20 protein-coding genes, 1 tRNA gene and 1 other RNA gene are annotated in these 20247 nt (G+C 61.1%); 5 read left to right on the top strand and 17 right to left on the bottom strand.

Annotated elements, in window-relative coordinates:
• Positions 1-7: 7 nt before the first annotated feature.
• From CK911_RS08835 to CK911_RS08765, 15 genes are all read right to left on the bottom strand, one after another.
• Positions 8-2452 (bottom strand): proprotein convertase P-domain-containing protein, encoded by a 2445-nt coding sequence (locus CK911_RS08835; RefSeq protein WP_098969675.1) that lies wholly within the window; start codon positions 2450-2452, stop codon positions 8-10.
• Positions 2449-4455: a prolyl oligopeptidase family serine peptidase gene (locus CK911_RS08830; protein ID WP_098969674.1), complete on the bottom strand. Its 2007-nt coding sequence runs from the start codon at positions 4453-4455 to the stop codon at positions 2449-2451. Before CK911_RS08830 ends, CK911_RS08835 begins: the two co-directional genes overlap by 4 nt.
• Positions 4455-6593 carry a TonB-dependent hemoglobin/transferrin/lactoferrin family receptor gene (locus CK911_RS08825; RefSeq protein ID WP_098969673.1) on the bottom strand — a complete coding sequence of 713 codons (2139 nt, stop codon included), beginning with the start codon at positions 6591-6593 and terminating at the stop codon, positions 4455-4457. Before CK911_RS08825 ends, CK911_RS08830 begins: the two co-directional genes overlap by 1 nt.
• A 162-nt stretch (positions 6594-6755) precedes the next feature.
• A complete protein-coding gene (locus tag CK911_RS08820) occupies positions 6756-7634 on the bottom strand; it encodes a flagellar motor protein MotB (RefSeq protein ID WP_162511850.1) in 879 nt (292 codons plus the stop codon).
• On the bottom strand, positions 7609-8367 hold the full coding sequence (locus CK911_RS08815; protein ID WP_042019057.1) for a flagellar motor protein: 759 nt from the start codon (positions 8365-8367) through the stop codon (positions 7609-7611). Before CK911_RS08815 ends, CK911_RS08820 begins: the two co-directional genes overlap by 26 nt.
• Before the next feature lie 288 nt (positions 8368-8655).
• A non-coding RNA gene (locus CK911_RS08810) (RtT sRNA) lies at positions 8656-8785 on the bottom strand.
• Positions 8786-8839: 54 nt separating this feature from the next.
• Positions 8840-8927, bottom strand: a tRNA-Ser gene (locus CK911_RS08805).
• A 145-nt stretch (positions 8928-9072) separates the two neighbouring features.
• A complete protein-coding gene (locus CK911_RS08800) occupies positions 9073-9690 on the bottom strand; it encodes a TPM domain-containing protein (RefSeq protein ID WP_098969672.1) in 618 nt (205 codons plus the stop codon).
• A 20-nt stretch (positions 9691-9710) separates the two neighbouring features.
• Positions 9711-10436, bottom strand: coding sequence for a YgcG family protein (locus CK911_RS08795; protein ID WP_098969671.1), 726 nt, complete (start codon positions 10434-10436; stop codon positions 9711-9713).
• On the bottom strand, positions 10433-11023 hold the full coding sequence (locus CK911_RS08790; protein WP_005346564.1) for a LemA family protein: 591 nt from the start codon (positions 11021-11023) through the stop codon (positions 10433-10435). The genes CK911_RS08795 and CK911_RS08790 overlap by 4 nt, the downstream gene beginning before the upstream one ends.
• 85 nt (positions 11024-11108) lie before the next feature.
• Positions 11109-11846: a penicillin-insensitive murein endopeptidase gene (mepA, locus tag CK911_RS08785; protein WP_098969670.1), complete on the bottom strand. Its 738-nt coding sequence runs from the start codon at positions 11844-11846 to the stop codon at positions 11109-11111.
• Positions 11846-12745, bottom strand: a complete 900-nt coding sequence (locus CK911_RS08780; protein ID WP_098969669.1) for an amino acid ABC transporter permease — start codon at positions 12743-12745, stop codon at positions 11846-11848. Before CK911_RS08780 ends, mepA begins: the two co-directional genes overlap by 1 nt.
• Positions 12745-13566, bottom strand: coding sequence for a transporter substrate-binding domain-containing protein (locus tag CK911_RS08775; RefSeq protein WP_098969668.1), 822 nt, complete (start codon positions 13564-13566; stop codon positions 12745-12747). The genes CK911_RS08780 and CK911_RS08775 overlap by 1 nt, the downstream gene beginning before the upstream one ends.
• A 2-nt stretch (positions 13567-13568) precedes the next feature.
• Entirely contained in the window at positions 13569-14366 is a 798-nt protein-coding gene (locus CK911_RS08770; protein ID WP_098969667.1) for an amino acid ABC transporter permease, read from the bottom strand.
• Positions 14359-15129 carry an amino acid ABC transporter ATP-binding protein gene (locus CK911_RS08765; protein ID WP_098969666.1) on the bottom strand — a complete coding sequence of 257 codons (771 nt, stop codon included), beginning with the start codon at positions 15127-15129 and terminating at the stop codon, positions 14359-14361. The genes CK911_RS08770 and CK911_RS08765 overlap by 8 nt, the downstream gene beginning before the upstream one ends.
• Before the next feature lie 106 nt (positions 15130-15235).
• On the opposite strand from CK911_RS08765, the gene CK911_RS08760 reads away from it, so the two are divergent.
• Both CK911_RS08760 and CK911_RS08755 read left to right on the top strand, forming a co-directional pair.
• Positions 15236-15778 carry a hypothetical protein gene (locus CK911_RS08760; RefSeq protein ID WP_098969665.1) on the top strand — a complete coding sequence of 181 codons (543 nt, stop codon included), beginning with the start codon at positions 15236-15238 and terminating at the stop codon, positions 15776-15778.
• Positions 15779-16027: 249 nt separating this feature from the next.
• A complete protein-coding gene (locus tag CK911_RS08755; RefSeq protein WP_013723828.1) occupies positions 16028-16276 on the top strand; it encodes an RNA-binding protein in 249 nt (82 codons plus the stop codon).
• A gap of 71 nt (positions 16277-16347) precedes the next feature.
• Here CK911_RS08755 and CK911_RS08750 read toward each other — a convergent pair whose 3' ends face one another.
• Positions 16348-17247: an aldo/keto reductase family oxidoreductase gene (locus tag CK911_RS08750; RefSeq protein WP_098972552.1), complete on the bottom strand. Its 900-nt coding sequence runs from the start codon at positions 17245-17247 to the stop codon at positions 16348-16350.
• A 149-nt stretch (positions 17248-17396) separates the two neighbouring features.
• Here CK911_RS08750 and CK911_RS08745 point away from each other — a divergent pair, with 149 nt between their 5' ends.
• From CK911_RS08745 to ltaE, 3 genes are all read left to right on the top strand, one after another.
• A complete protein-coding gene (locus tag CK911_RS08745; protein ID WP_098969664.1) occupies positions 17397-17804 on the top strand; it encodes a helix-turn-helix transcriptional regulator in 408 nt (135 codons plus the stop codon).
• 87 nt (positions 17805-17891) lie between these two features.
• Positions 17892-18593: an SDR family oxidoreductase gene (locus CK911_RS08740; protein WP_098969663.1), complete on the top strand. Its 702-nt coding sequence runs from the start codon at positions 17892-17894 to the stop codon at positions 18591-18593.
• Between the two features lie 112 nt (positions 18594-18705).
• Positions 18706-19725 (top strand): low-specificity L-threonine aldolase, encoded by a 1020-nt coding sequence (gene ltaE / locus CK911_RS08735; RefSeq protein WP_098969662.1) that lies wholly within the window; start codon positions 18706-18708, stop codon positions 19723-19725.
• 90 nt (positions 19726-19815) lie between these two features.
• Here the strand turns inward: ltaE and CK911_RS08730 are convergent, their stop codons facing one another.
• Entirely contained in the window at positions 19816-20247 is a 432-nt protein-coding gene (locus CK911_RS08730; RefSeq protein ID WP_033137631.1) for a PAS domain-containing protein, read from the bottom strand.

The raw sequence follows: 20247 nt of genomic DNA, 5'->3' as shown, positions 1-20247 counted from the left end.
ACAGGGCTCAACGGCGCGGGGTGCTCCGGCGCCAGAGACGGGGCCACAGGGCCAGTAGCAGCAGGGGGGAAGCCGTGCCGCCACCTCCTTCATCCTGCTCAAGGGGGACTATGCCGGTGTTGGGCAGGGCTTCATCCTTGTCGCAGCGGGCGCCGACTTGTTGGGCTACGCGCCAGTTGCGCAACTGACCGGTGTCACCGGCGCTGGTATCGTTGATCTCCAGCAGCCAGCGGCCAGCGAGCGGTTCGCCGTGTAGCTTATCGAGTGATTCGAACGGTACCAGTTCACGGGGGAACTCCCCTTTGAGCCGGGTATGGCTGGCGTAACCCTTGTTCCACAGGCTGATCCGGGTGCCGTAAGGGGAGGTGAGCCAGATCTCCAGCTGCTCCAGCTTGCTGTGCTCCAGATCGAGGGCGACCACGAATCCGCTGTCGATGCGGGCCTTGCTCTCGGGCAGGGTGAGGGTGAAGCGGGACAGGCCGTGCCGTTCATTGCTCAGTGCATCCTTTATCTGGCCACCCTGGCCGATGGCCCGTTGCCAGAGCGGTTCACCAATCGGCAGTTGCAGGTCAAGGCGGGTCTGGCGCTCGGTGGGGCTGGGCAGGGTGAGCTGGAACTGCAGCGGCAAGGTGACTGTCTCGCCACAGGTCAGGTTGCTCGCCGCTTCCAGCGGCAGGGTCCAGCGGGCGGTGCCATTGGCGTTGAGCTCTCCCTGCCAATGACCGTCACCCATGAGCCCCTTGGTCGGGAGCAGGCTGGCGTCAGCCACGGTCAGGGGGCGGCCGCTCTGGTTGGTCAATTCGATGGCGAGGCTCTTTTTCTCCCCGGGCAGCAGATAGCTGTCATCGGCAAGGCGGGCCGCGATGGGAGTGGGCAGCAGGGCGTGGTGGCGGAAGGCCTGCTCCAGCAGCTTGCCGTAGCTGCGATCCGGATAGAGGCGGTTGGCGGTATCCACGGTGACCCGCGCTAGCTGGGGCATCCGCATCTGCGGGCCGAGGCCGAAGTGGGATTCAATCAGCAGGGCATCGAACTCGTCACGGGCTACCTCGCCATACTGTTCAACGGCCTGGCGCAGCGCGGTGAAGAGCGGGGTGCCCCATAGCTGGTCACCGTTGCTGCCGTTGATGGTGAGGTGAGCCGGATAGAGGAAGCCCGGGTGATAGCGCGCTCGCAGGTCATCGAGCTGACGCGGCGTCCGGCCGCTGATCCTGGCATCCCAGTTGAAGACCATGAAAGGCTCGAACTGGCGAGCCTCTGGACTGCGCTGGCGCCAGCTGGCGGCCAGATAGTCGCTAAAGCCCTCACCGATGGCGCCCCAGTCACCCTCGTCTCCCATGTCGGGCAGGATATGGTGCTGCACCGCATGGCCAAACTCGTGCCAGATCACCATGGGATCTTCGGCATCGGGCACGCCGACCCGGCCAATTTCCAACCGGCGCAGGAAGGGATCATAGAGGGAGTTGTCCTGCTCTCCGGCATCGGTATCGATGGCTAGGGGGCCGCCCATCAGCGCCGGGTAGCCAAGGGATTCCACATGGCGCTGGGCCAGATCCAGATGGTAGTAGCCATTGATATCGAGGAAGGCAGGCTGCTGGTGATCCAGCTGGAAGCCATCGGCATCAGAGCTGCTAAAGGGAACGGTTGCCGGCGCCGTGCCATCCACGACCCGGGCGCGAGGGCCGCTCAGCAGGTAGGTGTCATCCACCTTTTGTACCGTGAGCGGGACGGTGCGATAGGCCCCGTTGTCCAGCACCAGATCATGGCGCCACAGCAGGTTGCCATCTTGCAGCTGGGTGCGGGGATCGAGGGCAAAGATGCGGGCTTGCACCGTGGTCGCTTCCCCTGCCAGCGGGGCCGCTTCGGCGCGGGTGTTGGCCTCTTGCAGCGTGCGCCCCAGCAGGGCGCTGCCATCGCAGGTGACAAACAGCTGCCAGTGGCTGCTCTTGCTGTTGCCCGGCTGGCTTTCCACCGCCAGCAGACGCCAGGCCGCAGTCAGGGTGTCGCCATCCTGCCAGTACCAGGGCTGGGCCTCGTCACTGCCGGCGAATTGCCACACAGCACCATCCAGCGTGGCGGTATAGGCATCCACCCCGGCGCGGCTTGCCTCATCACATGGAGTCGCCTGTGCCTGCATCAGTCGGGTATTGTGATAGAGACGCCACGGGCGACCCTGCTCATCGAGACTCACGGCAGCCATAAGGCCGGCGATCGGTGCGCCATTGAGCTGCTGGCGATAGTGCAGATAGTGGCCCAGCTTGCCTTGGCGCTGATAGGCCGGGGCATCACTCAGGGTGACGCCGAGTTGCTGTTCGAGCCAGAGGCGGGTATCGGCCGGTGCGTTCTGTTCGACAAAACGCAGTTCGGCGGCCTGAGTGGCAAAGCCAGCCAGCCCCAGCAAGAGGGCGGGCAACAGGGGTTTCATAGTGGTACTCCCAATCAGCGGCAGGGTCATTGGTTGATCCCCGCCAGATGCAACAAGAAGGCAAATTCACGAGCCCGATCGCCACCACCGGCGCGGTGGCCCCCCTCCAGTTCGGTCAGCAGCAGGTAGGGGCCGGAGCCCGTGCTGTGCTCCCGCAGGCGGGCCAGCCACTTGACCGGCTCCCAGTAGGGCACCTGACTGTCGTGCAGGGCGGTGGTGACCAGCAGGGGCGGGTAGGGTGCGCGGTGCAGGTTGTCGTAGGGGCTGATGCGGCGCATCGCCTGATACTCTGCGGGCTGGGAGGGATTGCCCCACTCCTGATACTCCTGACGGGTCAAGGGGAGGGCGGGATCGCTCATGGTGCCGAGCATATCGACGAAGGGAACCTGCAACACGGCGCCGCTAAAGAGAGCTGGTTGCTGGTTGAGAGCCGCGGCCACCAGGGTGCCACCCGCGCTGCCACCCATGGCAAACAGGGGCAGAGGGGGGACGTCGGGCGACCAGTGGCGCAGGGTGTTACCGGCAGCGATAAAGTCGCTGATGCCGTTCTGCTTGTGGATGCCCCGCCCGTCGCGGGTCCACTGCTCCCCCAGCATGCCGCCGCCGCGCACATGGGCGATGGCGTAGACAAAGCCCCGATCCAGCAGGCTCAGCAGCTCTTTCTGGTAGTAGGGGCGCATCGGCGTGCCATAGGCGCCATAGCCGTAGAGCAGCACGGCGCGGGGAGCCAGATCTTTGCGCCACACCAGCGAGACAGGCACTCGGGTGCCATCGGCAGAGGTGACCCAGCGCCGCTCGCTCTGATAGGGCAATGCCTTGTCGTCACCGGTGTGCTGGTCGTTGCTCCACTGACCGTTATTCAAATCCAGCCAGCGCTGGCCTGGGGGCTGGCTCAAGCCCTGACTGCGCACCAGAATGCGGTCGCTGGCCGGGTCATGTTCTCCTTGCAGCCAGCCGGTACCCGCGCCACTGGCCAGCGGCAGGTGCCGGCGTTCATGGCCATTGCGGTCGAGCAGGGCGAGCCAATCCTCCCCCTGCTGGCGAAACTGCACCACCAGATGGCGATCAAACAGTCGCCACTTGTCGGGATCGCCGAGATCTTCCCCTTTGGCGGGCCACAGGCGCTGCCACTCATCGAGCGGCGTGCTGGCTGAATAGAGGGCAAACGCCCCCTCCCGGTTGCTCTTGATCACCCAGCCGGATTGACTGTCCAGATAGTATTCCACCCCGCGCTGGCGGGGTTTGATCTGCTGCGGCTTGCCCGAGTCGAGCAGGTATTGCTCCGAGCTGTCGTGGTTGTTGCCCTGCAACACCAGATGCTGGCCATCCGTGGTGCGATAGAGGCTGAGCAGCCAGGCGGGATCCTGCTCCTCATAGAGAGTCTGCTCCTGGCCATCCTGCCAGCCGCGCAACTGCCAGGGGCGCAGGGTATCGCGCTCGTTGGCGATGGTGTAGAGGGTGCGACCATCTTGTGACCAGGCGAGATCGGCGCTGCGCTGCGTTAAACTGGCCAGCGTTTTGCCGCTCTGGATATCGAGCAGGGTGACCTGATAGTCGAGATCGCCCCGGCGATCTTCGGCGATGGCCAGGGTGCGGTTATCCGGGCTCAGGGCCCAGCCGCCCGCGTCGTAATAGCCCTCACCCGCTCTGGCGGGAAGCCGTTGCTGCACTTTGCCCCCGTGGCGTTGCCAGAGGGAGCCATCCGGACGCAGCTGCCATGCCTGATCGCCGCGCACAAGCCAGTTGTCTGGCACGGGTTCCCCCGCCGGATGGCGGGCAAACTCGGCGCGCAGGGTGGCTTCCAGCGGCTGCTGCGCGGCGAGTTGCTGCTCGCTCCAGCGATTTTGCTGCTTGAGCAGGGCGAGAATGGCCGGGTTGCTGCGGCTCTCGTCTCGCAACCAGAAGTAGGGATCCTGGCGTACGGGATTGCCCGAAATCAGGTGTGGCTGGGGCGGGATCGGCGGTGGCAGGGCCTCTTGCGCCCACGCCAACGGGGCGGCCAGCAGGGCCGCCATGATTGCATGATGCTTCATCACATCCCCACGAAACGGTAGCTGAGGCTGGCGGACAGGTAGCGGCCGCTCTGGCTGTAGAGGGCGGTGTCGCTGCCAGCCGGAAGTCCGGCCACATCCTGATAGCGGACGTAGCGGGTATCGAGCAGGTTGCCGATGGTGGCATTGACCTTGAGTGCCTCGGTGATCTGCCAGTCGCCGGTGAGATCCAGACTGAACCAGCCTGCGCTGCTCTGGCAGGCACCGCTGTAGCCAATTTGGGCACTGGCGCACTGGGGCACCTTGGTCATGGCGGCGGCATAGTTGCCACTGAGCTCAACCCCCAAGTTAAGCTGCTGCCAGCGCAGGGTGGTGTTGCCTTCCAGCGGTGTCTGGGTGCGCAGCGGCTCGCCGCGGTGATCCTTGCCATCCATCCAGGCCAGATTGGAGGAGAGCTCCCACTCGTCGCTCAGCCAGAGGCTGGCAGCCAGCTCGGCGCCCCAGGTTTCCGCTTTGGCGACGTTGCGATACTGGCGCAGGAAGACACCGTCATCGAGGCGGAAACCGGTCTGGCGCCAGTCGATGAAGTTATAGTAGCGGTTGTAGAAAACGGCCGGTTTGACGCTCCAGTTGTCACTTTGCCCATTCACTCCCCACTCCAGACTGTGGCTGGTCTCCTCCTTGAGGTTGGGGTTGGCAATGATCTCAAACGGCGGCATGGCAAAGTAGTGGGGAATGTTGCCGTAAACCTGATCGTAAGCGGGGGCGCGGAAGCCGTTGGCATAGCTGAGCCAGCTGCGCCATGTCTCGTTGAAGCGGTAACTGGCCGCCAGACTGGGGGAGATGTGATCGCTGTGGTTCTGTGCCAGATTGCTGTCCGGTGCGCGCAGGCGCTGGCGGTCAAAGCGCAGGGTTGGGGTAAACTGCCAGCGGCCCAGATCGATCACATCGCTCAGCCAGATGCCATCGCGGCGGGTCTCGGCCTTGCTAAAGGGGGCTTTCTGTCCCTGGGTGGTGATGCCATCTTCCAAGGTCAGATTGCTGACCGGCCGCTCGTGGTTGGCCTGCTCCAGCTCCACACCGTAGCTGAAGGTGTGATCCAGCGAGCCGGTGGTCAGCTTGCTCTGCAGCTCCAGCTCGCTGCCAAGGCGCAGCTCCTCGAACGTGGAGAGGGTGCGCTGGCTGCGATATTTGGGATAGCCGCTCAGGGCATCGTTGCGCAGCAGTTGGCGTTGGTTGGCCTCGTTGCGGGACTGGTTGCCAAACAGGCTCCAGTTGAGGGTATCGACCATGCCCAGATCGCTGGCTTCCCAGCTGAACTTGCCGCCTTGGGTGTGCTGATCGCCATCTTCCTGAAAACCGACCACATCCCAGCTGCCATCGGGTTGGGGCACTGCTTTGGGGCCCATCTGGCGTTTGGCGTGATCCTCGTAGTAGTCCAGCTCCAGCCGCAGAGCGTGATGGGCATTGAGGGGGAGGCGGCTGCTGGTGGAGGCACTCATGCCATCCAGATCCGCCGGAATGCGGTTCTCCTCAAAGTTGGCGGTTTCGTTGCCGCGCCAGCCGGAGAGGCGCAGCAGATGTTCGCTCTCCAGCGCCCGCACCGCGCCGGTCATGCTGAGCTTCTTCTTGTTGCTGTCGCCACCGTAGAGGGTCTTGGCCGCCAGATAACTATCCTGCTGTTGCAGATAATCTTCCGGCTGCTTGGTGTTCATTACCACGGTGCCACCGATGGCATCTGAGCCATGCAGGGAGGAGCCAGCCCCCTTGGCCACCTCAATCTGTTTGATGTCATCAAGATCGAAGTTGAAGCGACCCACCTTGTCATTGATGTTGTCGGCGCCAAAGCCGTCGCTAACGCGCACACCATCCTTGATCAGCAGGATGCGGTTGCCACCTATGCCGCGCACGCTGATGTTTTGCGGTCGCCCGGCAGAGCCGGTGACCGAGACACCGGGGATCTTGCGAAACACATGAGTCAGCTCGCTGGCGACCTGACGGTCCAGCTCTTCCTGGGTGATGACGGTGATGGAGCCGGAGACATCGGAGAGTTTCTGTTGTACCCGTTGCCCGGTGACAATGATGGTGTCGTCGCTGCGAGCCTTCTCCACAGGGGGAAGATCGGCCGCGCCAGCGGAGGCACACAGGAGTGCCGGCCATGCCTGAAGCAGTTTGTTCATAATGATAATTGTTTTTATTTAAGCCTGAGGGGCGGCATTATTGCAGAGGCCTGACCGCTTGACAATAAATGGCAATCATTATCATTAAGATCTTATGGCGTTGATATTACTGAGTTATTTGTTTTTAAAAAGAGGCTCCCGCGCGAGGCGGGAGTGGGAGGGTCAGGGCTTGAGCAGTTGCAGCGACTCTTCTGCCGCCTTGCCTTGAGAGAGGGTGATATCGACCCGGCGGTTCGCCTGGCGATGTTCGGGGGTGTCATTGGCAAAACGGGGCTGGGTGTCGGCAACACCCTGGGCAATGACCCGTTTGGCATCCAGCTTGGGATTGGTCAGCATGGTCTGCACGATGGAGGAGGCCCGCAGCACCGAGAGTTCCCAGTTGTTGCGGTAGAGCTCCACCGGCGCCTGAGAGTCATCGGTATGGCCGGTCACCACCACCTGTCCCGGGATGTCGGCCAGGATGCCGGAGATCTTGTGGACCAGCGGCACGAACTGGGGTTGCAGGAACGCTGAATCGGATGGGAACAATGCCTTCTCACCGATGCGGATCACCAGCTGACTGCCAAGCTGCTCGACCTCGAGATCCTTGGATTCAATCTGTGCCTTGAGCTGTTGATCCAGCTTCTGCTTGGTTACCTGCACCCACTCCTGTTCTTTGGTTTTGTGGGGCCAAGCTTCGGTGGCACTCGGTTTTTCCGAGGCACCAATGGTTTCGTTGAAGGGATCCGACGCCGCCATGGGAGCGTCTTTCTCTAGCACAGTCTCTTTTTCCGAACTACTGGGGCTCGTTTTTGATTCTGGTTCGAGAATACCTGTGCCACCCTGCATCACTGGCGAACCGGCAGGCGGGGAGATGAGGCCAATTTTGCCCAGTGACTCGATAAAGCCCTGGATAAGCACCCGAGTCTCTGACTGCTTGGCCATGGCAAAGGAGTAGAGCACCACAAACAGGGCGAACAGCAGGGTCATGAAGTCGGCATAGGAGACCAGCCAACGTTCGTGGTTCTCCGGTGCTTCAGCTTTTTTCTTTTTGGCCACCATGGCCTCCGATAAATGGTTCGAGGGATACTTGCAGCCGTGCCTGTGACTCGCCATCCACGATGCAGAGGATGCCGGTCAGGGTCATCTCCTTGTAGTGACGGATCTCGTGGGCAAATCCTTTGTAACGGTTGCCGAACGGCAAAAAGATCAGGTTGGCGGCGGCAACCCCGTAGATGGTTGCGATAAAGGCTACCGCGATGGCGCCACCCAGTTTGTCCGGTGCATCCAGCAGACCCATGGCGTGGATCAGACCAAATACTGCACCGACTATACCCATGGTTGGGCAGTAGCCACCCATGGCTTCATAGAATTTGACTGTCTGTTCGAGATCCTCTTGTTCAAATTCGATCTCGTTTTCCAGCACCTCATGGATCTTGGTCTTCTCATAGCCATCGACCATCATCTGTACCCCTTTTTTCAAAAAGGGATCCTTGATCTCTTCGACCATGCCTTCGAGGGCCAGCATACCGCTGCGGCGGGCATTACCTGCCATGGTCTCCAGCAACTGGGCCTGCTCCTGCATGTCGAGCTTGAGGGGGGAGAGCAGCCATTTGAAACGCTTGACGGTTTTACCGACCACGGAGAAGGGGAACTGGGTCAGTGCCGCACCTACGGTACCGCCAATCACAATAAGAAAGGCGGGCAGATCGAGCAGCGCACTGGGATGGCCGCCCTCTATGATGTTTCCGCCAAGAATGCAGATCAGTGCAAAGACAAGGCCTATCAAGCTCATTTTTTCTACGTCCCTGAATATTGATAATGGCTAGTGTAGCTACTTAAGTATCAGTTTTTCAAAATGATATCCAATCGCCGAGGAATTAATGAGAGCTGGGCAGCGTTAGCAAAGGGCGGTGTGTGGCGGTAATGAGATTGCCTTGCAATTACCTTGTTGCACCGTGTCGTGACAGAAGGACAGACTTGCAGGGTTGGTCAATCACAAGAGCAAGATCTGGATGGGGGCGAGTGTCCGAAATCCGGAAAGCAAAAAGCCCTGATGTTTCCATCAGGGCTTTTTGCAATGTGGCGGTGAGGGAGTGGATGATTCGCCACTGCGTGGCTCACCCCTTCGGGGCGGCCGTTGGCCGTTCATCGCAGCAAGCTGCTCTGCTCGAACCTGGCGCGGGTTCTCACCCTCCCTTGTCAGCATCGGTGTTTGCGTTTGCCGGAAAGCAAAAAACCGACCCTTAGGTCGGTTTTTTTAAATTTGGCGGTGAGGGAGGGATTCGAACCCTCGATACGTTGCCGTATACACACTTTCCAGGCGTGCTCCTTCAGCCACTCGGACACCTCACCAAATTTTCGTTCGCTGCGCTGTCGCGCTGGAACGGGGCGTAATTTAGGGGAAAGGACTGTGTGGGTCAACCTCTTTTCCCCTTATTTTTCATAATCTTTTCCGAATGCCTAACCCTTGCGCAGAATGCCGGTTTTTTAAACCGGATCAGGGCTTGTCGAGGATGATCAGACTGTCCGGCAACTCGTTTTGATCCCGGGTGGCCGGGAAGGCGTCGGTCAGAATGGCGCTAACGCGCTCTACGCACTCCAGAAAACCCTGTTCGATCTCCTTGTTGCGCACGCGTGTCACGAAGTCGTCGATGATCTCCTGCCACTGGCCATTGTCGATATGCTGGGCGATGCCGTCATCCACCAGTATTTCTACATAGTGCTCGGCGGCCGAGACGAAGATCAGCACCCCGAGCCGGTCGCGGGTGCGGTGCAGCCCCTGCTCGACAAATTGCAGGCGAGCCATCAGGGCCGCCCGGTGCTGGCGAACCTTCTTCGGGATGAGCCGCATCTTGATGGGGGTCCAGTGGAACAGCAGGCTCAGCAGCAGCCAGACCGACCACTGCACCAGCAGGATTTCGTACCAGCCGAGCCAGAAGCCGAGCTGGAACACCAGCAGCGGGGTGAGCATCGCCAGCAGCGCCGCCCAGAGGGTAGGAATGTAGCGATAGCCATCGCTGGCCGGGGCCAGCACGGTGACCAGTTCAGCATCAGTCTCTAGCTCCGCTTCGCGCACCTTGGCCTGAAGCGTGTGGAAGAACTGTTTAGAAATCATGATTTGTCTCTTTACTCCTGTTACCAGCCACCGGAGGCTCCGCCGCCGCCAAAACTGCCGCCGCCACCGCTGAATCCGCCGCCGGAGCGACCACCAAAGGAGCCGGCACCCAATCCACCGGCCATGTAGGCCGACCGACGTCGTCCTCCCGGACCACCGCCGCCACCCCCGCGCAGGTTGTGGAGCACGATCATCGCAATCACCACCAGAATAAACAGCCAGAATCCGCCGGACTTGTCATCTTTTGGTTGTTCGACCGGCTGATACTCTCCGGCCAGTGCCTTCATGATGCTCTGGCTGCCCGCCATGATCCCGGCCACCATATCGCCGCGCTTGAAGGCGGGCAGGATGCGGCCATGGATGATGTTGGCTGCGATGGCGTCGGGCAGGGCGCCTTCCAGCCCATATCCCACCTCGATCCGCACCTTGCGCTCATCCTGGGCGATCAGCAACAACACGCCATTGTTTTTGCCTTTCTGGCCGATCCCCCAATGGCGGCCGAGCTGGTAGCCGTACTCCTCGATGGTCTCCCCATCGAGGCTGTCGATGGAGACCACCACCAGCTGGATACCGCTGCGTTTTTCAAAGGCGGCCAGCTGTTGGGTCAGTTGATGGGCCTGTTTGCGGGACATCAGCGCTGCCTCGTCCACCACCCGTCCGCTCAGGGCCGGAAAATTCGGCGCGGCCTGCAGCGCTGCCGTCCAGAGCAGCAGAAAAGGGAGCAGTGCACGCAGCATCATCTTCATTGGAAGCTGACCTTGGGCGCCTCATCGGCACCGGGTTTGGCACTGAAACTGGGTTTGGCCTCCAGATCCGAGTAGAGCAGCTTGGACCAGATAACGCCGGGGAAAGTGCGGATCTCGGTATTGAACTGGCGCACCGCCTCGATATAGTCGCGGCGAGCCACCGAGATGCGGTTCTCGGTTCCTTCCAGTTGGGCCTGCAGGGCAAGGAACTGCTGATCCGCTTTCAGCTCGGGGTAGCGCTCTACCACCACCATCAGGCGAGAGAGGGCGCTGGAGAGCTGGTTCTGCGCCGCTTCAAACTCCTTGAGCTGGGCAGGATCGCTCACCTGCACGCTGCCGACCCGGGCACGGGCATCGGTGACCGCTTTGAGGGTCTCCTGCTCATGGCTGGCGTAGCCCTTGACGGTGGCGACCAGATTGGGAATGAGATCGGCACGGCGCTGATACTGGTTCTCCACCTGCCCCCAGCTCGCCTTGACCTGCTCATCCAGGGTCGGAATATTGTTCATGCCGCAGCCGGTCAGGCCGAGCAGCAGGGTCAGGGTCAACAGGCTCTGCGTGGTTCTGCGCCAGAGTGATGTGGCCATCTTGTTGTTCTCCTTTGATATTTCGAGTCGATAGTGCGCCATGGATGGTGTACGACCAAGAGTGCACCACCATACCAGCTTGGGGTCAGTTGCCACAACGCGCAGGTAGTTCGGGTCGCTTGTTGATGCCGGAGACCTTGGGCAGTTGGGGCTTGTCTTTGAGCCAGGAGGCCAGCTCTTCCCCGCAGCCATTGCCGGGCGGAATGGGGGCCTGAGGTTCGCAATCGGGGCTGCCTACCGGGCAGCGTAGCCTCACGTGGAAGTGGCTGAAGTGGCCCACCCAGGGGCGCAGCTTGGCGACCCAGGGCTCGTCACCAGCCTGCTGGCAGACCGCGGATTTGATTACCGGATTGACGAAGATGCGGGCTACCTCGGGCTTGCTGGCCGCCAGCCGCAGCAGGGTGAGCTGCTGGGGGCCAAAGCGACCCGGCAACATCTTGTAGCTGGGTTCGTCGATCAGTGCCCACTCCTTGGGGGCATCCTGCTCCCATTTGCTGATGGGGCGGTTGGCCATGCGAAACCAGATATCGGCATCAAGTCCGGTCTGATGGCTGCGATGGCCAGAGGTAAAGGGGCCGCCCCGGGCCATCGCCAGATCAGCGATGTAGAGATCTGGCAGCCCGGCCATGCGGGTCTGGTTGGCCAGCGTCTGCAGATAGTGGATAAGGTCGGGGTGGCCGTAGTAGCGCAGCCGCTTGGTGCGGATCACCTGATAACCGGGCCCTTCCAGAGGCAGGGATACGCCGTTTTTCAGGCAACCGGCGGCATAACCGCCGATGGCTTCCGCTTGCAATACGGTCGCCAGCAACAGGGACGTCAGCATCAGTGGGCTCCTTGTCTTGCTTCGAGTCGGCTCAGCAGCACGAACAGACTCAAACATATTAATAAATAGGCCGCCGCCACCAGTAGCCAGATCTCGTAGACCAGTCCGCTGGAGTTGGCCATCTCGGTGCCAACGAAGGTGAGCTCCTGCACCGAGATAAGCGAAACGATGGCGGTATCCTTCACCAGCGCGATGAGCTGGCCGGTGAGGGGGGGCAGCATCAGCAGCATGGCCTGCGGCAGGATCACCCGGCGCAGCCGCACCCAGGGGGAGAGCCCGAGGCTCTGTGCCGCCTCCCACTGGCCACGGGGGATGGCGGCCAGCCCGGCGCGGACGATCTCGGCGACGAAGGCGGCGCTGATCATCCCGACACAGAGGGTGCCTGAGATAAGGTTCTCCCAGCGGGCAGGTGGGCCAAACAGCGCCTCTTGCCACGGGGAGAGTGAAACGGTGCCAAGCCAGCGGGAGAGGCCGCTCGCGGGCAGCAGCTGGTTGGCGATAAAAAAGTAGAAGATGAAGATAAAGACCAGCGGCGGCAGATTGCGGATCAGCTGGATAAACAGGGTCGCGGGCATCACCAGCCACGGGCTGCGGCTGAAGGCGGCTACCCCCAACGCAGTGCCGAGCAGCAGCGCCAGCACCATGCCGAGCAGGGCGATGCGCAAGGTGGTGAACAGACCGCTAAAAAAGTAGGGCAGCTCGCCGTGAGGGCCGGGGGTGAACAGCAGATCGAAGGCCTGATGCCAGCGCCACTGATAGGCCACCCCGATGTGCAAGCGGCTGGCCAGCCAGAGGCCAGCCAGCAGCAGGAACAGGGCGATCACCCCATCCAGCCAGTTGATGTGCCGAAATGGCGTCCAGACTATGCGCCGGATGGTCTGTTTGAGGGCAATCAGCATCAGGGATTGGCGACCTGCGCTTCCCACGCCAGTGACTTGAACCAGTAGTCATGGCGCGCCTTGAGCCAGCCATCGGCCTGACGGGCGGCGATCCACTCGTTGAACTCTTCTGCTAACGCATCATCCCCTTTGCGCAAGGCAAAACCTTCATCGCCTTGTGCCAACGGCTCGGCAAACGGCATGAAGAGGGCATCGGGGTGGCGCAGCGCTTCCTGCTCCGGTTTCGGGGAGGAGGAGAGGGCACCGTGGGCGCGGCCGTTCAGCACCTCCTGAAATACCTGTGACTCGTCATCAAACTGGCGCAGGGTGGCTTTGGGGAAGTGCTCTTTGGCTACCTGTACCGGTGAGGCGCCACGACGTACCGCCAGGATCACCCCGCGCTGGTTGAAGTCCGCGATGGTTTTCTTCGCCTTGGCTTGTGTACTGGAGGCGGCCAGCTGCACCCCGGAGTGGGAGTAGGCCTGAGTGAAGCGCACGCTCCTCTCCCGCTCGGGGGTGATGGTGAGGCCGCCGATGATGACGTCATATTTTTTTGCCAGCAGGGAGGGGATGATGCCATCCCAGGCGGTAGGGACGAATTCCACTTGCCAGCCGTTGTCGGTGGCGAGGCGACGGGCCACGTCAATCTCGAAACCAATCAGGGCCCCCTGCTTGTCGCGCATCGCCCAGGGGGCGAAGGTGGACATGCCGACCCGCAGGGTACCGCTCTGCTCGATCTGTGACAGGGTCGCTGATGTTTCTTCTGCCTGGACAGGGGTCACCAGGGCGGCAGTAAACAGCAGGGCTGCGCCCGACAGGGCGGTCTTGAATGATAAATTCATGGTTAGCGTCCTTGTTGGTCCGGATTCAGGTGACGTGCCAGCGCCCGTGAACAGGCGGACAGCGTCAGGGTTAACAGCAAATAGAGGGCGGCAACAGTAAACCACACCTCAAAGGTCAGAAACGTATCGGCAACCAGAGTACGCCCTTCGTTGGTCAGATCGAAGATGGCGATCACACTCACTAGCGCCGAATGCTTGATAAGCGACACCAGCTCATTGGTGAGCGGTGGCAAGGTGATGCGCACCAGCTGGGGCAGGATCACCTTGCGCAGGGTGATGGCCCGCGACAAGCCAAGGGATTGGGCCGCCTCCCACTGCCCTTTGGGAATGGCCTGGAGTCCTGCGCGCAACACTTCGGCGGTGAAGGCTCCCTGATAGAGGGAGAGGCTCAACACGGCGCAGGCAAGGGGGGCCAATCCCAGCATGGGGCCCAGCAAAAAATAGAGAATGTAGAGCTGCACCAGCTGGGGCGTGGTGCGCACCAGCGCCAGATAGGCGATGGCGATCCAGGGGCCAAAATGGGAGGGGAGCAGCCGCAGGCTGACCACGCACACCCCGACCGCCAGAGTGCCCAACAGACTGAGCAGTGCCACCTGCAGGGTGACTAACAGGCCGTTTAGCAGGGGGCCGGCATAAAAGGTTCCCTCATCCCACTCGCCGAGAAAGGGCAGCACTCGCGGCCACTGCCACTCATAGCCCATCTGGCGAGCGCCGCTATACAGTGCCCAGCCGAGTAGCGCAGAGAGCACCACTGTGCCTGACAGCCAGCCAAGCAGGCGGGGGCTATTGAGCCTAGCCATGATAGCTGAGCACCTGTTCGAGGAAGGCCTGGGTGCGCGGGTGCTGCGGGGCGCTGAACAGCTGGGCGGGCGGGGCCGATTCAATGATCTTGCCCTCGTCCATAAAGAGCACTCGATCCGCCACCTGACGGGCAAAGCCCATCTCGTGAGTGACGCAGATCAGGGTCATTCCCTCGTCAGCCAACTCGCGGATCACATCGAGCACTTCGCGGATCATCTCGGGGTCGAGGGCGGAAGTGGGCTCGTCAAACAGCATCAGCTCAGGTTGCATGCAGAGGGAGCGGGCGATGGCGACCCGCTGCTGCTGACCGCCGGAGAGCTGGTGGGGGTACTTGTCGGCCTGTGCCTGAATGCGCACCCGCTCGAGCAGCCCGAGCGCCCGGGCTTTGGCCTCCTGAGGGCGCAATCCCAGGGTATGCACCGGCGCCACCATCAGGTTCTCCAGCACCGTCATATGGGGGAAGAGGTTGAACTGCTGAAACACCATGCCCACCCGCCCTTGCAGGCGGCGCAGGTAGGCGGGGGTCACCGGCTCGCCAAACAGGCACAGCTGGCCGCCGTCGATCCCCTCCAGCCCGTTGATGGTGCGGATCAACGTCGATTTACCCGAGCCTGATGGGCCACAGATAACCCACTTCTCTCCCCGTTCAATGGTGAGATCGATGTGATGAAGAGCCTGAAAGTCGCCATAGAATTTGTCGACGCCACAAAAGCGCACACAGGGTTGCGAGCTGGTCAAGAAATGGGTTCCACTGAGAATCATTTACGCCATGGTATTGATTTTATAGGGGGATGACAAAGAAAACCCCCTTGTCAGTATCCTGATGGCTATTCACAATGGCGCCATTTCGTGATGACAGGAGCTTTTCATGCGTATTACATCCTTGCTTGCCGGTTCGCAGGTGCAGCTGTTGATGCCGCCAGCGGTGCGCTATCGCTGCGTCATTTTTCTGCTGTTGCTGGTGAGTTGGGGCGTGGTGGCGGCCTCCTTGTGGGATGGCTGGGGCGCCATGGGGCTGCTCAACTGGGTGGGGGTGGTGTTTGGTGGCATCACCGGGATCATGGTATCGCTGCCCCGCAGCTGGCAGCCCTGGCGCCTGGCGGAGCTGGGGTGGGATGAACAGCATATCTATTTGCTCAATGGCAACAAGGATGAGGCGCTGGCGCTGCCGCGCAGCCAGCTGGTGGCGCTTGAACGGGAGCGGCGAGTGGGCCACGACGGCCAGTGGCTCGACTTCAGCCTCGATCTGCAACTGAGTGAAGAGGAGCTGGCGGCGGCCATGGTCTTGCTGGATCTCAAGGCAGAGGAACTTCATCTGGTGAGCCCGTCGGTCTATCGTTTCGGCTTTAAACGGACCTGGCACGGTCGCCGGATGCTGGCGCGGCGATTGTCAGATCTGCAATCGGTCTGAATCGACTATTTTCTCGACAATTCCCGGCAAAGCTCAGATACTGCCAGTGACTCGAATTGATCTTGTCTGCACTGTTAACCCAAGAGATCAATCACTTGAAGACAGTGTAGTGAGGGCCACGGCATGACGCCATGGCAGGTCCGGCAGAGGGGTTGTGCCCTTACCGTTATGCCGGGAATTGCATAGAGAAGGCACCTTGAATCGAGAGTGGATGGCATGAAGATTTACGTAGGAAATCTGTCGTACCGGATGACGGCCGACGAACTGAAAACCCTGTTCAGCCAGTTTGGACAGGTCGACAAGGTTGATATCATCATCGACCGCGATACCGGCCAGTCAAAGGGATTTGGTTTTATTGAAATGCCGGTCAATGGTGATGCCGAAAAGGCCATCGCTGGTCTGCATGGCACGGAAGTCGGTGGCCGTACCATCACCGTCAACCAGGCCAAACCGAAGACAGATGCTCCCCGTGGTCGACCGCAACAGCGCCACCGCTAAGGTGCCTCGGCAATGAAAAACGGCATGGGTTTCCCCCATGCCGTTTTTGTTTCTGGACGTTTTTGTTTGTATCAGGGGACGTCGTAACCGAGCGCCGCCTTGCGGATGCGGAACCACTGCTGGCGGTTGAGGATGATGGATTCGGCAGCCACGGCGGCGGCAATCCGCTCCCGCTTGCCGGAGCCAATCAATGGCAGCGGTTGGCTCGGCAGCATCATCACCCAAGCGTAGACCACCTGCTCGATAGTCTGGGCACCCACTTCGTGGCGGATCTGCTCCAGTTCGGCGCGCAGCGGCCCGTAGGCGTCATCGCTGAATAGTCGGCCGCCGCCGAGACATGACCAGGCCATCGGCTTAATGCCAAGCTGCTGGCACTGATCCAGAGTGCCATCGAGGGTTCCTTCCTGATGGAGCGGCGAGATCTCCAGCTGGTTGGTGACCAGCGGGAAGGGGAGGCGTGATTGCAGCAGCTCGAACTGACGGGCGGTGAAGTTGGATACCCCGGCGTGCTTGATCTTGCCCGCCTGTTGCAGGGTGATGAAGGCGTCGGCCACTTCATCGGCGTTCATCAGGGGATCCGGGCGGTGGATCAGCAGCAGGTCCAGATGGTCGGTGCCGAGCTTGCGCAGCGAGGCCTCGGCGCTGGCGATGATATGGCCCTTGCCGGTGTTGTAGTGGTTGAGGGCATGCTCCGGCTTGGCGGTGAGGGCGATGCCGCACTTGCTGACGATCTCCATCCGCTCGCGCAGTGAGGGTTCGAGGCGCAGGGCGTGACCAAAGGCCTCTTCGCACTGATAGCCGCCGTAGATATCGGCGTGATCGATGGTGGTGACCCCCAGATCCAGATGATATTTCATCAGATCGAGCAGGGCGGCCGGGGAGAGCTGCCACTCCATCAGGCGCCAGTAACCCATGATGAGGCGAGAGAAGGTGGGGCCTTGCGGGTGCAGGGCGACACGGGATACAGACATGATTGACTCCTTGACAAACGAGATGCGAAAACGATGTGCAACATAGATGACTGCGGGCATCTTGGCCTCATGTGGTTGGCAAAGCAATAATGGGCAGTGGCATGATTCGAACTTTAGTTCTGACCAGAGAGGCATAGGGAGATAGATAGATGGAAGGATTTGCCGAGCGCTTGCAGAGCCTGATCGGGGAGATGAGCGTGAGTGCTTTTGCCCGCAAGGTGGGGCTCAGTGAAGCGCTGATCCGCAAATATTTGAAAGGGGCCGAGCCCGGCCTGGCGCGGGCCAACCAGATCGCCATGGGGGCCAACTGCTCGCTGGAGTGGCTGGCAACCGGCTGCGGTTATCTCTACCGTCAGGCGGAAGTGGTGGACAGGGAGGCGCTGGCGGCGGCGCAGCAACTGCTCAGCGAGCAGCAACCCGGGGTGGGGCTGCCCGATGAGGAGGCGCTGGTCACCCTGCTCGCCTATTACCAGTTTTTGCGCACCCACAAGAAAGCGGACGGTTTTCTCGATCTGGCGCTGGCGCGGGAGTTTGGCCGCCATCTGGGGGAAGCGTGATGAGGGGCGTATTACCCTTTGGTCGTGTCACGGCCGGTTGATTATTCTGATACGCTCTAAGCAAGATAACTCTCCATGGAATGGGCGATGAGCTACTTGATCCTCGGAAGCGGTGCGCTGGGCTCGGCGCTGGCAAGAGAGCTGATGGCAAGGGGGGAATCCTTCCTGCTGGCCGGGCGCACCTATCCAAAAGGGATCGAGATGGGGGCCTTCTTCCCGCTGCAAGAGATCGATGCCATCTCGTTCGATGCTCTGTTTACCCTCTACGATACCGATCCGCTTCCCACTGTGGTCATCAACACCATCGGCGTGTTGCACGATGTCAGCTTTATGCCGGAACGGCGGGTCGAAGAGGTGCACCCCAAGTGGCTATGCGACAGCCTGCTGGCCAATGCTTGGCCAACGCTGGCGCTGGCTGCCCGCTTCAGCCGGTTGATGGGGAATGACCATCCGCTGTGGCTCTGCGCCATCTCCGATCTGGCGGGCTCCATCGCTGCCAACCAGGAAGGGGGGCGTTACAGCTACCGGATGAGCAAGGCGGCCCTCGATATGGGGGTGAAAACATTGGCTCTTGAGTGGGCGCAACGTTTCCCGCAAGCGGGGGTGGTGGCGGTGGCGCCCGGTTTGATGGACTCCCCGATGAACGCTCCCTTTCTGAGCGAGTTGCCTGCGGAAAAAATGCAGGATCCTGCCGAGGTGGCGGTGAAACTGCTCAATCTCATCAAGGGGTTATCGTTGACTCAATCGGGCCAGCTACTGGATCTCAACGGTCAGCCGCTGCCCTGGTAAATCCCGCCTGCGGGTTCCCCGGACGCCTATTGGCTTCACATTCTGCTCATGCGCCCCTTGCCAAGCGAGGGGCGCATGGCTAACGTCACTCTCCTGTTTCAGGAGGGATCTCATGCGCTATATCGATTTACGAAGTGACACCGTCACCCAGCCTACTGATGCCATGCGTCAGGCCATGCTCCACGCCGAAGTTGGTGACGATGTCTATGGTGAAGATCCGGGCGTCAACGCGCTGGAGGCCCATGGGGCCAGATTGCTGGGTAAGCAGGCTGCGCTGTTTGTGCCGTCCGGCACCATGTCCAACCTGCTGGCGGTGATGAGCCACTGTCAGCGCGGTGAGGGGGCCATCCTCGGCAACGCCGCTCACATCTATCGCTATGAAGCGCAGGGGAGTGCCGTGCTGGGCTCCGTGGCCTTGCAACCCTTGCCGATGCAGCGCGACGGCACGCTGGCCTTCGATGATATCAAGGCGGCGCTGGCCCCTGATGATGCCCACTTTGTCCAGACTCGCCTTATCTGTCTTGAGAACACCCACAACGGCAAGGTGCTGCCGCTCTCCTATCTGCAGGAGATGGGGGCATTCGTTGCCGAGCGCGGATTGAAGCTCCATCTCGATGGTGCCCGGCTCTTTAACGCCGCCGTGGCCAGCAAAACCCCGGTCGAGGTGATCGCCGCGCCGTTTGACAGTATCTCGATTTGCCTTTCCAAAGGGTTGGGGGCACCGGTTGGTTCGCTGCTGGTGGGCAGTTACGACTTCATCGCCCGTGCGCGCCGTCTGCGCAAGATGCTGGGGGGCGGCATGCGTCAGGCGGGCATTCTGGCGCAAGCCGGTCTGTTTGCTCTCGAGCAGCATGTGACCCGTTTGGCCGATGATCACCGCCGTGCCAAACGGCTGGCCGAAGGGCTGGCGGCGCTGCCTGGCATCGAGCTCGACCTCTCGCTGGTGCAGAGCAATATGGTGTTCCTGCGGCTGCGTGAGGGGGAGTCCACCCCTCTGCTGGCCTTTATGAAGGAGCGGGGGATCCTCTTCTCCGGTTACGGCGAACTGCGGCTGGTGACCCATCTGCAGATCAACGACGACGATATTGAAGAGGTGATCGACGCTTTCACCGAGTATCTCGGGGTGCGTTGAGAGGGCTTGGTGATGTAGACGTTATACCGAGACTTGTTTATACCGAAACAACAGAGGGCGCCGCGGCGCCCTCTGTTGTTTGCAGCAAGCTTAAGCCTGCCGCTGGCCGCTCATCAGCATAGCCTCATCGGTGGCATCATAGATCATCACCGCGATGTGAGTCACCTGACCACCGAAATCGGCCAGTGGCACCAAGGTCAGGTTCTGGAACATGTGGGGGGCCGAGCCGGTAATGGGGCGATAGTTGGAGAAACGCAGCAGATAGGGCTTTTGCTCCCAGGTGCTGAAGGCGCGGTTGTTGAGTTTGAAGACCATGTTGGCCTTGCGTTCGAACCAGGCTTTGTCCACATCGGGGAACAGCTCGAACAGCACGCCGTCGCGCACTTCGCCGGCCAGTCGACCGCTGTGGCTCTCCATAAAGCCGTTCCACACCTGTACCTTGTACTCCTTGTCGAGTACCACCAAGCCTACGTCCAGGTTCTGGACTATGTTCATCAGCCAATGAAATTCACGGATTTCCAT

The sequence above is a fragment of the Aeromonas sp. CU5 genome (genome assembly GCF_002586745.1).
Taxonomy (GTDB): domain Bacteria; phylum Pseudomonadota; class Gammaproteobacteria; order Enterobacterales; family Aeromonadaceae; genus Aeromonas; species Aeromonas sobria.
The sequence above is the reverse complement of the archived record's forward strand: the minus strand, read 5'-3'. Positions and strand labels throughout refer to the sequence as shown.

What these genes read in the sequence shown, in the direction of transcription:
- CK911_RS08835 (WP_098969675.1), bottom strand. Translation starts at nt 2,452, where the DNA reads ATGACCCTGCCGCTGATTGGGAGTACCACTATGAAACCCCTGTTGCCC.
- CK911_RS08830 (WP_098969674.1), bottom strand. Translation starts at nt 4,455, where the DNA reads ATGAAGCATCATGCAATCATGGCGGCCCTGCTGGCCGCCCCGTTGGCG.
- CK911_RS08825 (WP_098969673.1), bottom strand. Translation starts at nt 6,593, where the DNA reads ATGAACAAACTGCTTCAGGCATGGCCGGCACTCCTGTGTGCCTCCGCT.
- CK911_RS08820 (WP_162511850.1), bottom strand. Translation starts at nt 7,634, where the DNA reads ATGGTGGCCAAAAAGAAAAAAGCTGAAGCACCGGAGAACCACGAACGT.
- CK911_RS08815 (WP_042019057.1), bottom strand. Translation starts at nt 8,367, where the DNA reads ATGAGCTTGATAGGCCTTGTCTTTGCACTGATCTGCATTCTTGGCGGA.
- CK911_RS08800 (WP_098969672.1), bottom strand. Translation starts at nt 9,690, where the DNA reads ATGATTTCTAAACAGTTCTTCCACACGCTTCAGGCCAAGGTGCGCGAA.
- CK911_RS08795 (WP_098969671.1), bottom strand. Translation starts at nt 10,436, where the DNA reads ATGAAGATGATGCTGCGTGCACTGCTCCCTTTTCTGCTGCTCTGGACG.
- CK911_RS08790 (WP_005346564.1), bottom strand. Translation starts at nt 11,023, where the DNA reads ATGGCCACATCACTCTGGCGCAGAACCACGCAGAGCCTGTTGACCCTG.
- mepA (WP_098969670.1), bottom strand. Translation starts at nt 11,846, where the DNA reads ATGCTGACGTCCCTGTTGCTGGCGACCGTATTGCAAGCGGAAGCCATC.
- CK911_RS08780 (WP_098969669.1), bottom strand. Translation starts at nt 12,745, where the DNA reads ATGCTGATTGCCCTCAAACAGACCATCCGGCGCATAGTCTGGACGCCA.
- CK911_RS08775 (WP_098969668.1), bottom strand. Translation starts at nt 13,566, where the DNA reads ATGAATTTATCATTCAAGACCGCCCTGTCGGGCGCAGCCCTGCTGTTT.
- CK911_RS08770 (WP_098969667.1), bottom strand. Translation starts at nt 14,366, where the DNA reads ATGGCTAGGCTCAATAGCCCCCGCCTGCTTGGCTGGCTGTCAGGCACA.
- CK911_RS08765 (WP_098969666.1), bottom strand. Translation starts at nt 15,129, where the DNA reads ATGATTCTCAGTGGAACCCATTTCTTGACCAGCTCGCAACCCTGTGTG.
- CK911_RS08760 (WP_098969665.1), top strand. Translation starts at nt 15,236, where the DNA reads ATGCGTATTACATCCTTGCTTGCCGGTTCGCAGGTGCAGCTGTTGATG.
- CK911_RS08755 (WP_013723828.1), top strand. Translation starts at nt 16,028, where the DNA reads ATGACGGCCGACGAACTGAAAACCCTGTTCAGCCAGTTTGGACAGGTC.
- CK911_RS08750 (WP_098972552.1), bottom strand. Translation starts at nt 17,247, where the DNA reads ATGTCTGTATCCCGTGTCGCCCTGCACCCGCAAGGCCCCACCTTCTCT.
- CK911_RS08745 (WP_098969664.1), top strand. Translation starts at nt 17,397, where the DNA reads ATGGAAGGATTTGCCGAGCGCTTGCAGAGCCTGATCGGGGAGATGAGC.
- CK911_RS08740 (WP_098969663.1), top strand. Translation starts at nt 17,892, where the DNA reads ATGAGCTACTTGATCCTCGGAAGCGGTGCGCTGGGCTCGGCGCTGGCA.
- ltaE (WP_098969662.1), top strand. Translation starts at nt 18,706, where the DNA reads ATGCGCTATATCGATTTACGAAGTGACACCGTCACCCAGCCTACTGAT.
- CK911_RS08730 (WP_033137631.1), bottom strand. Translation starts at nt 20,247, where the DNA reads ATGGAAATCCGTGAATTTCATTGGCTGATGAACATAGTCCAGAACCTG.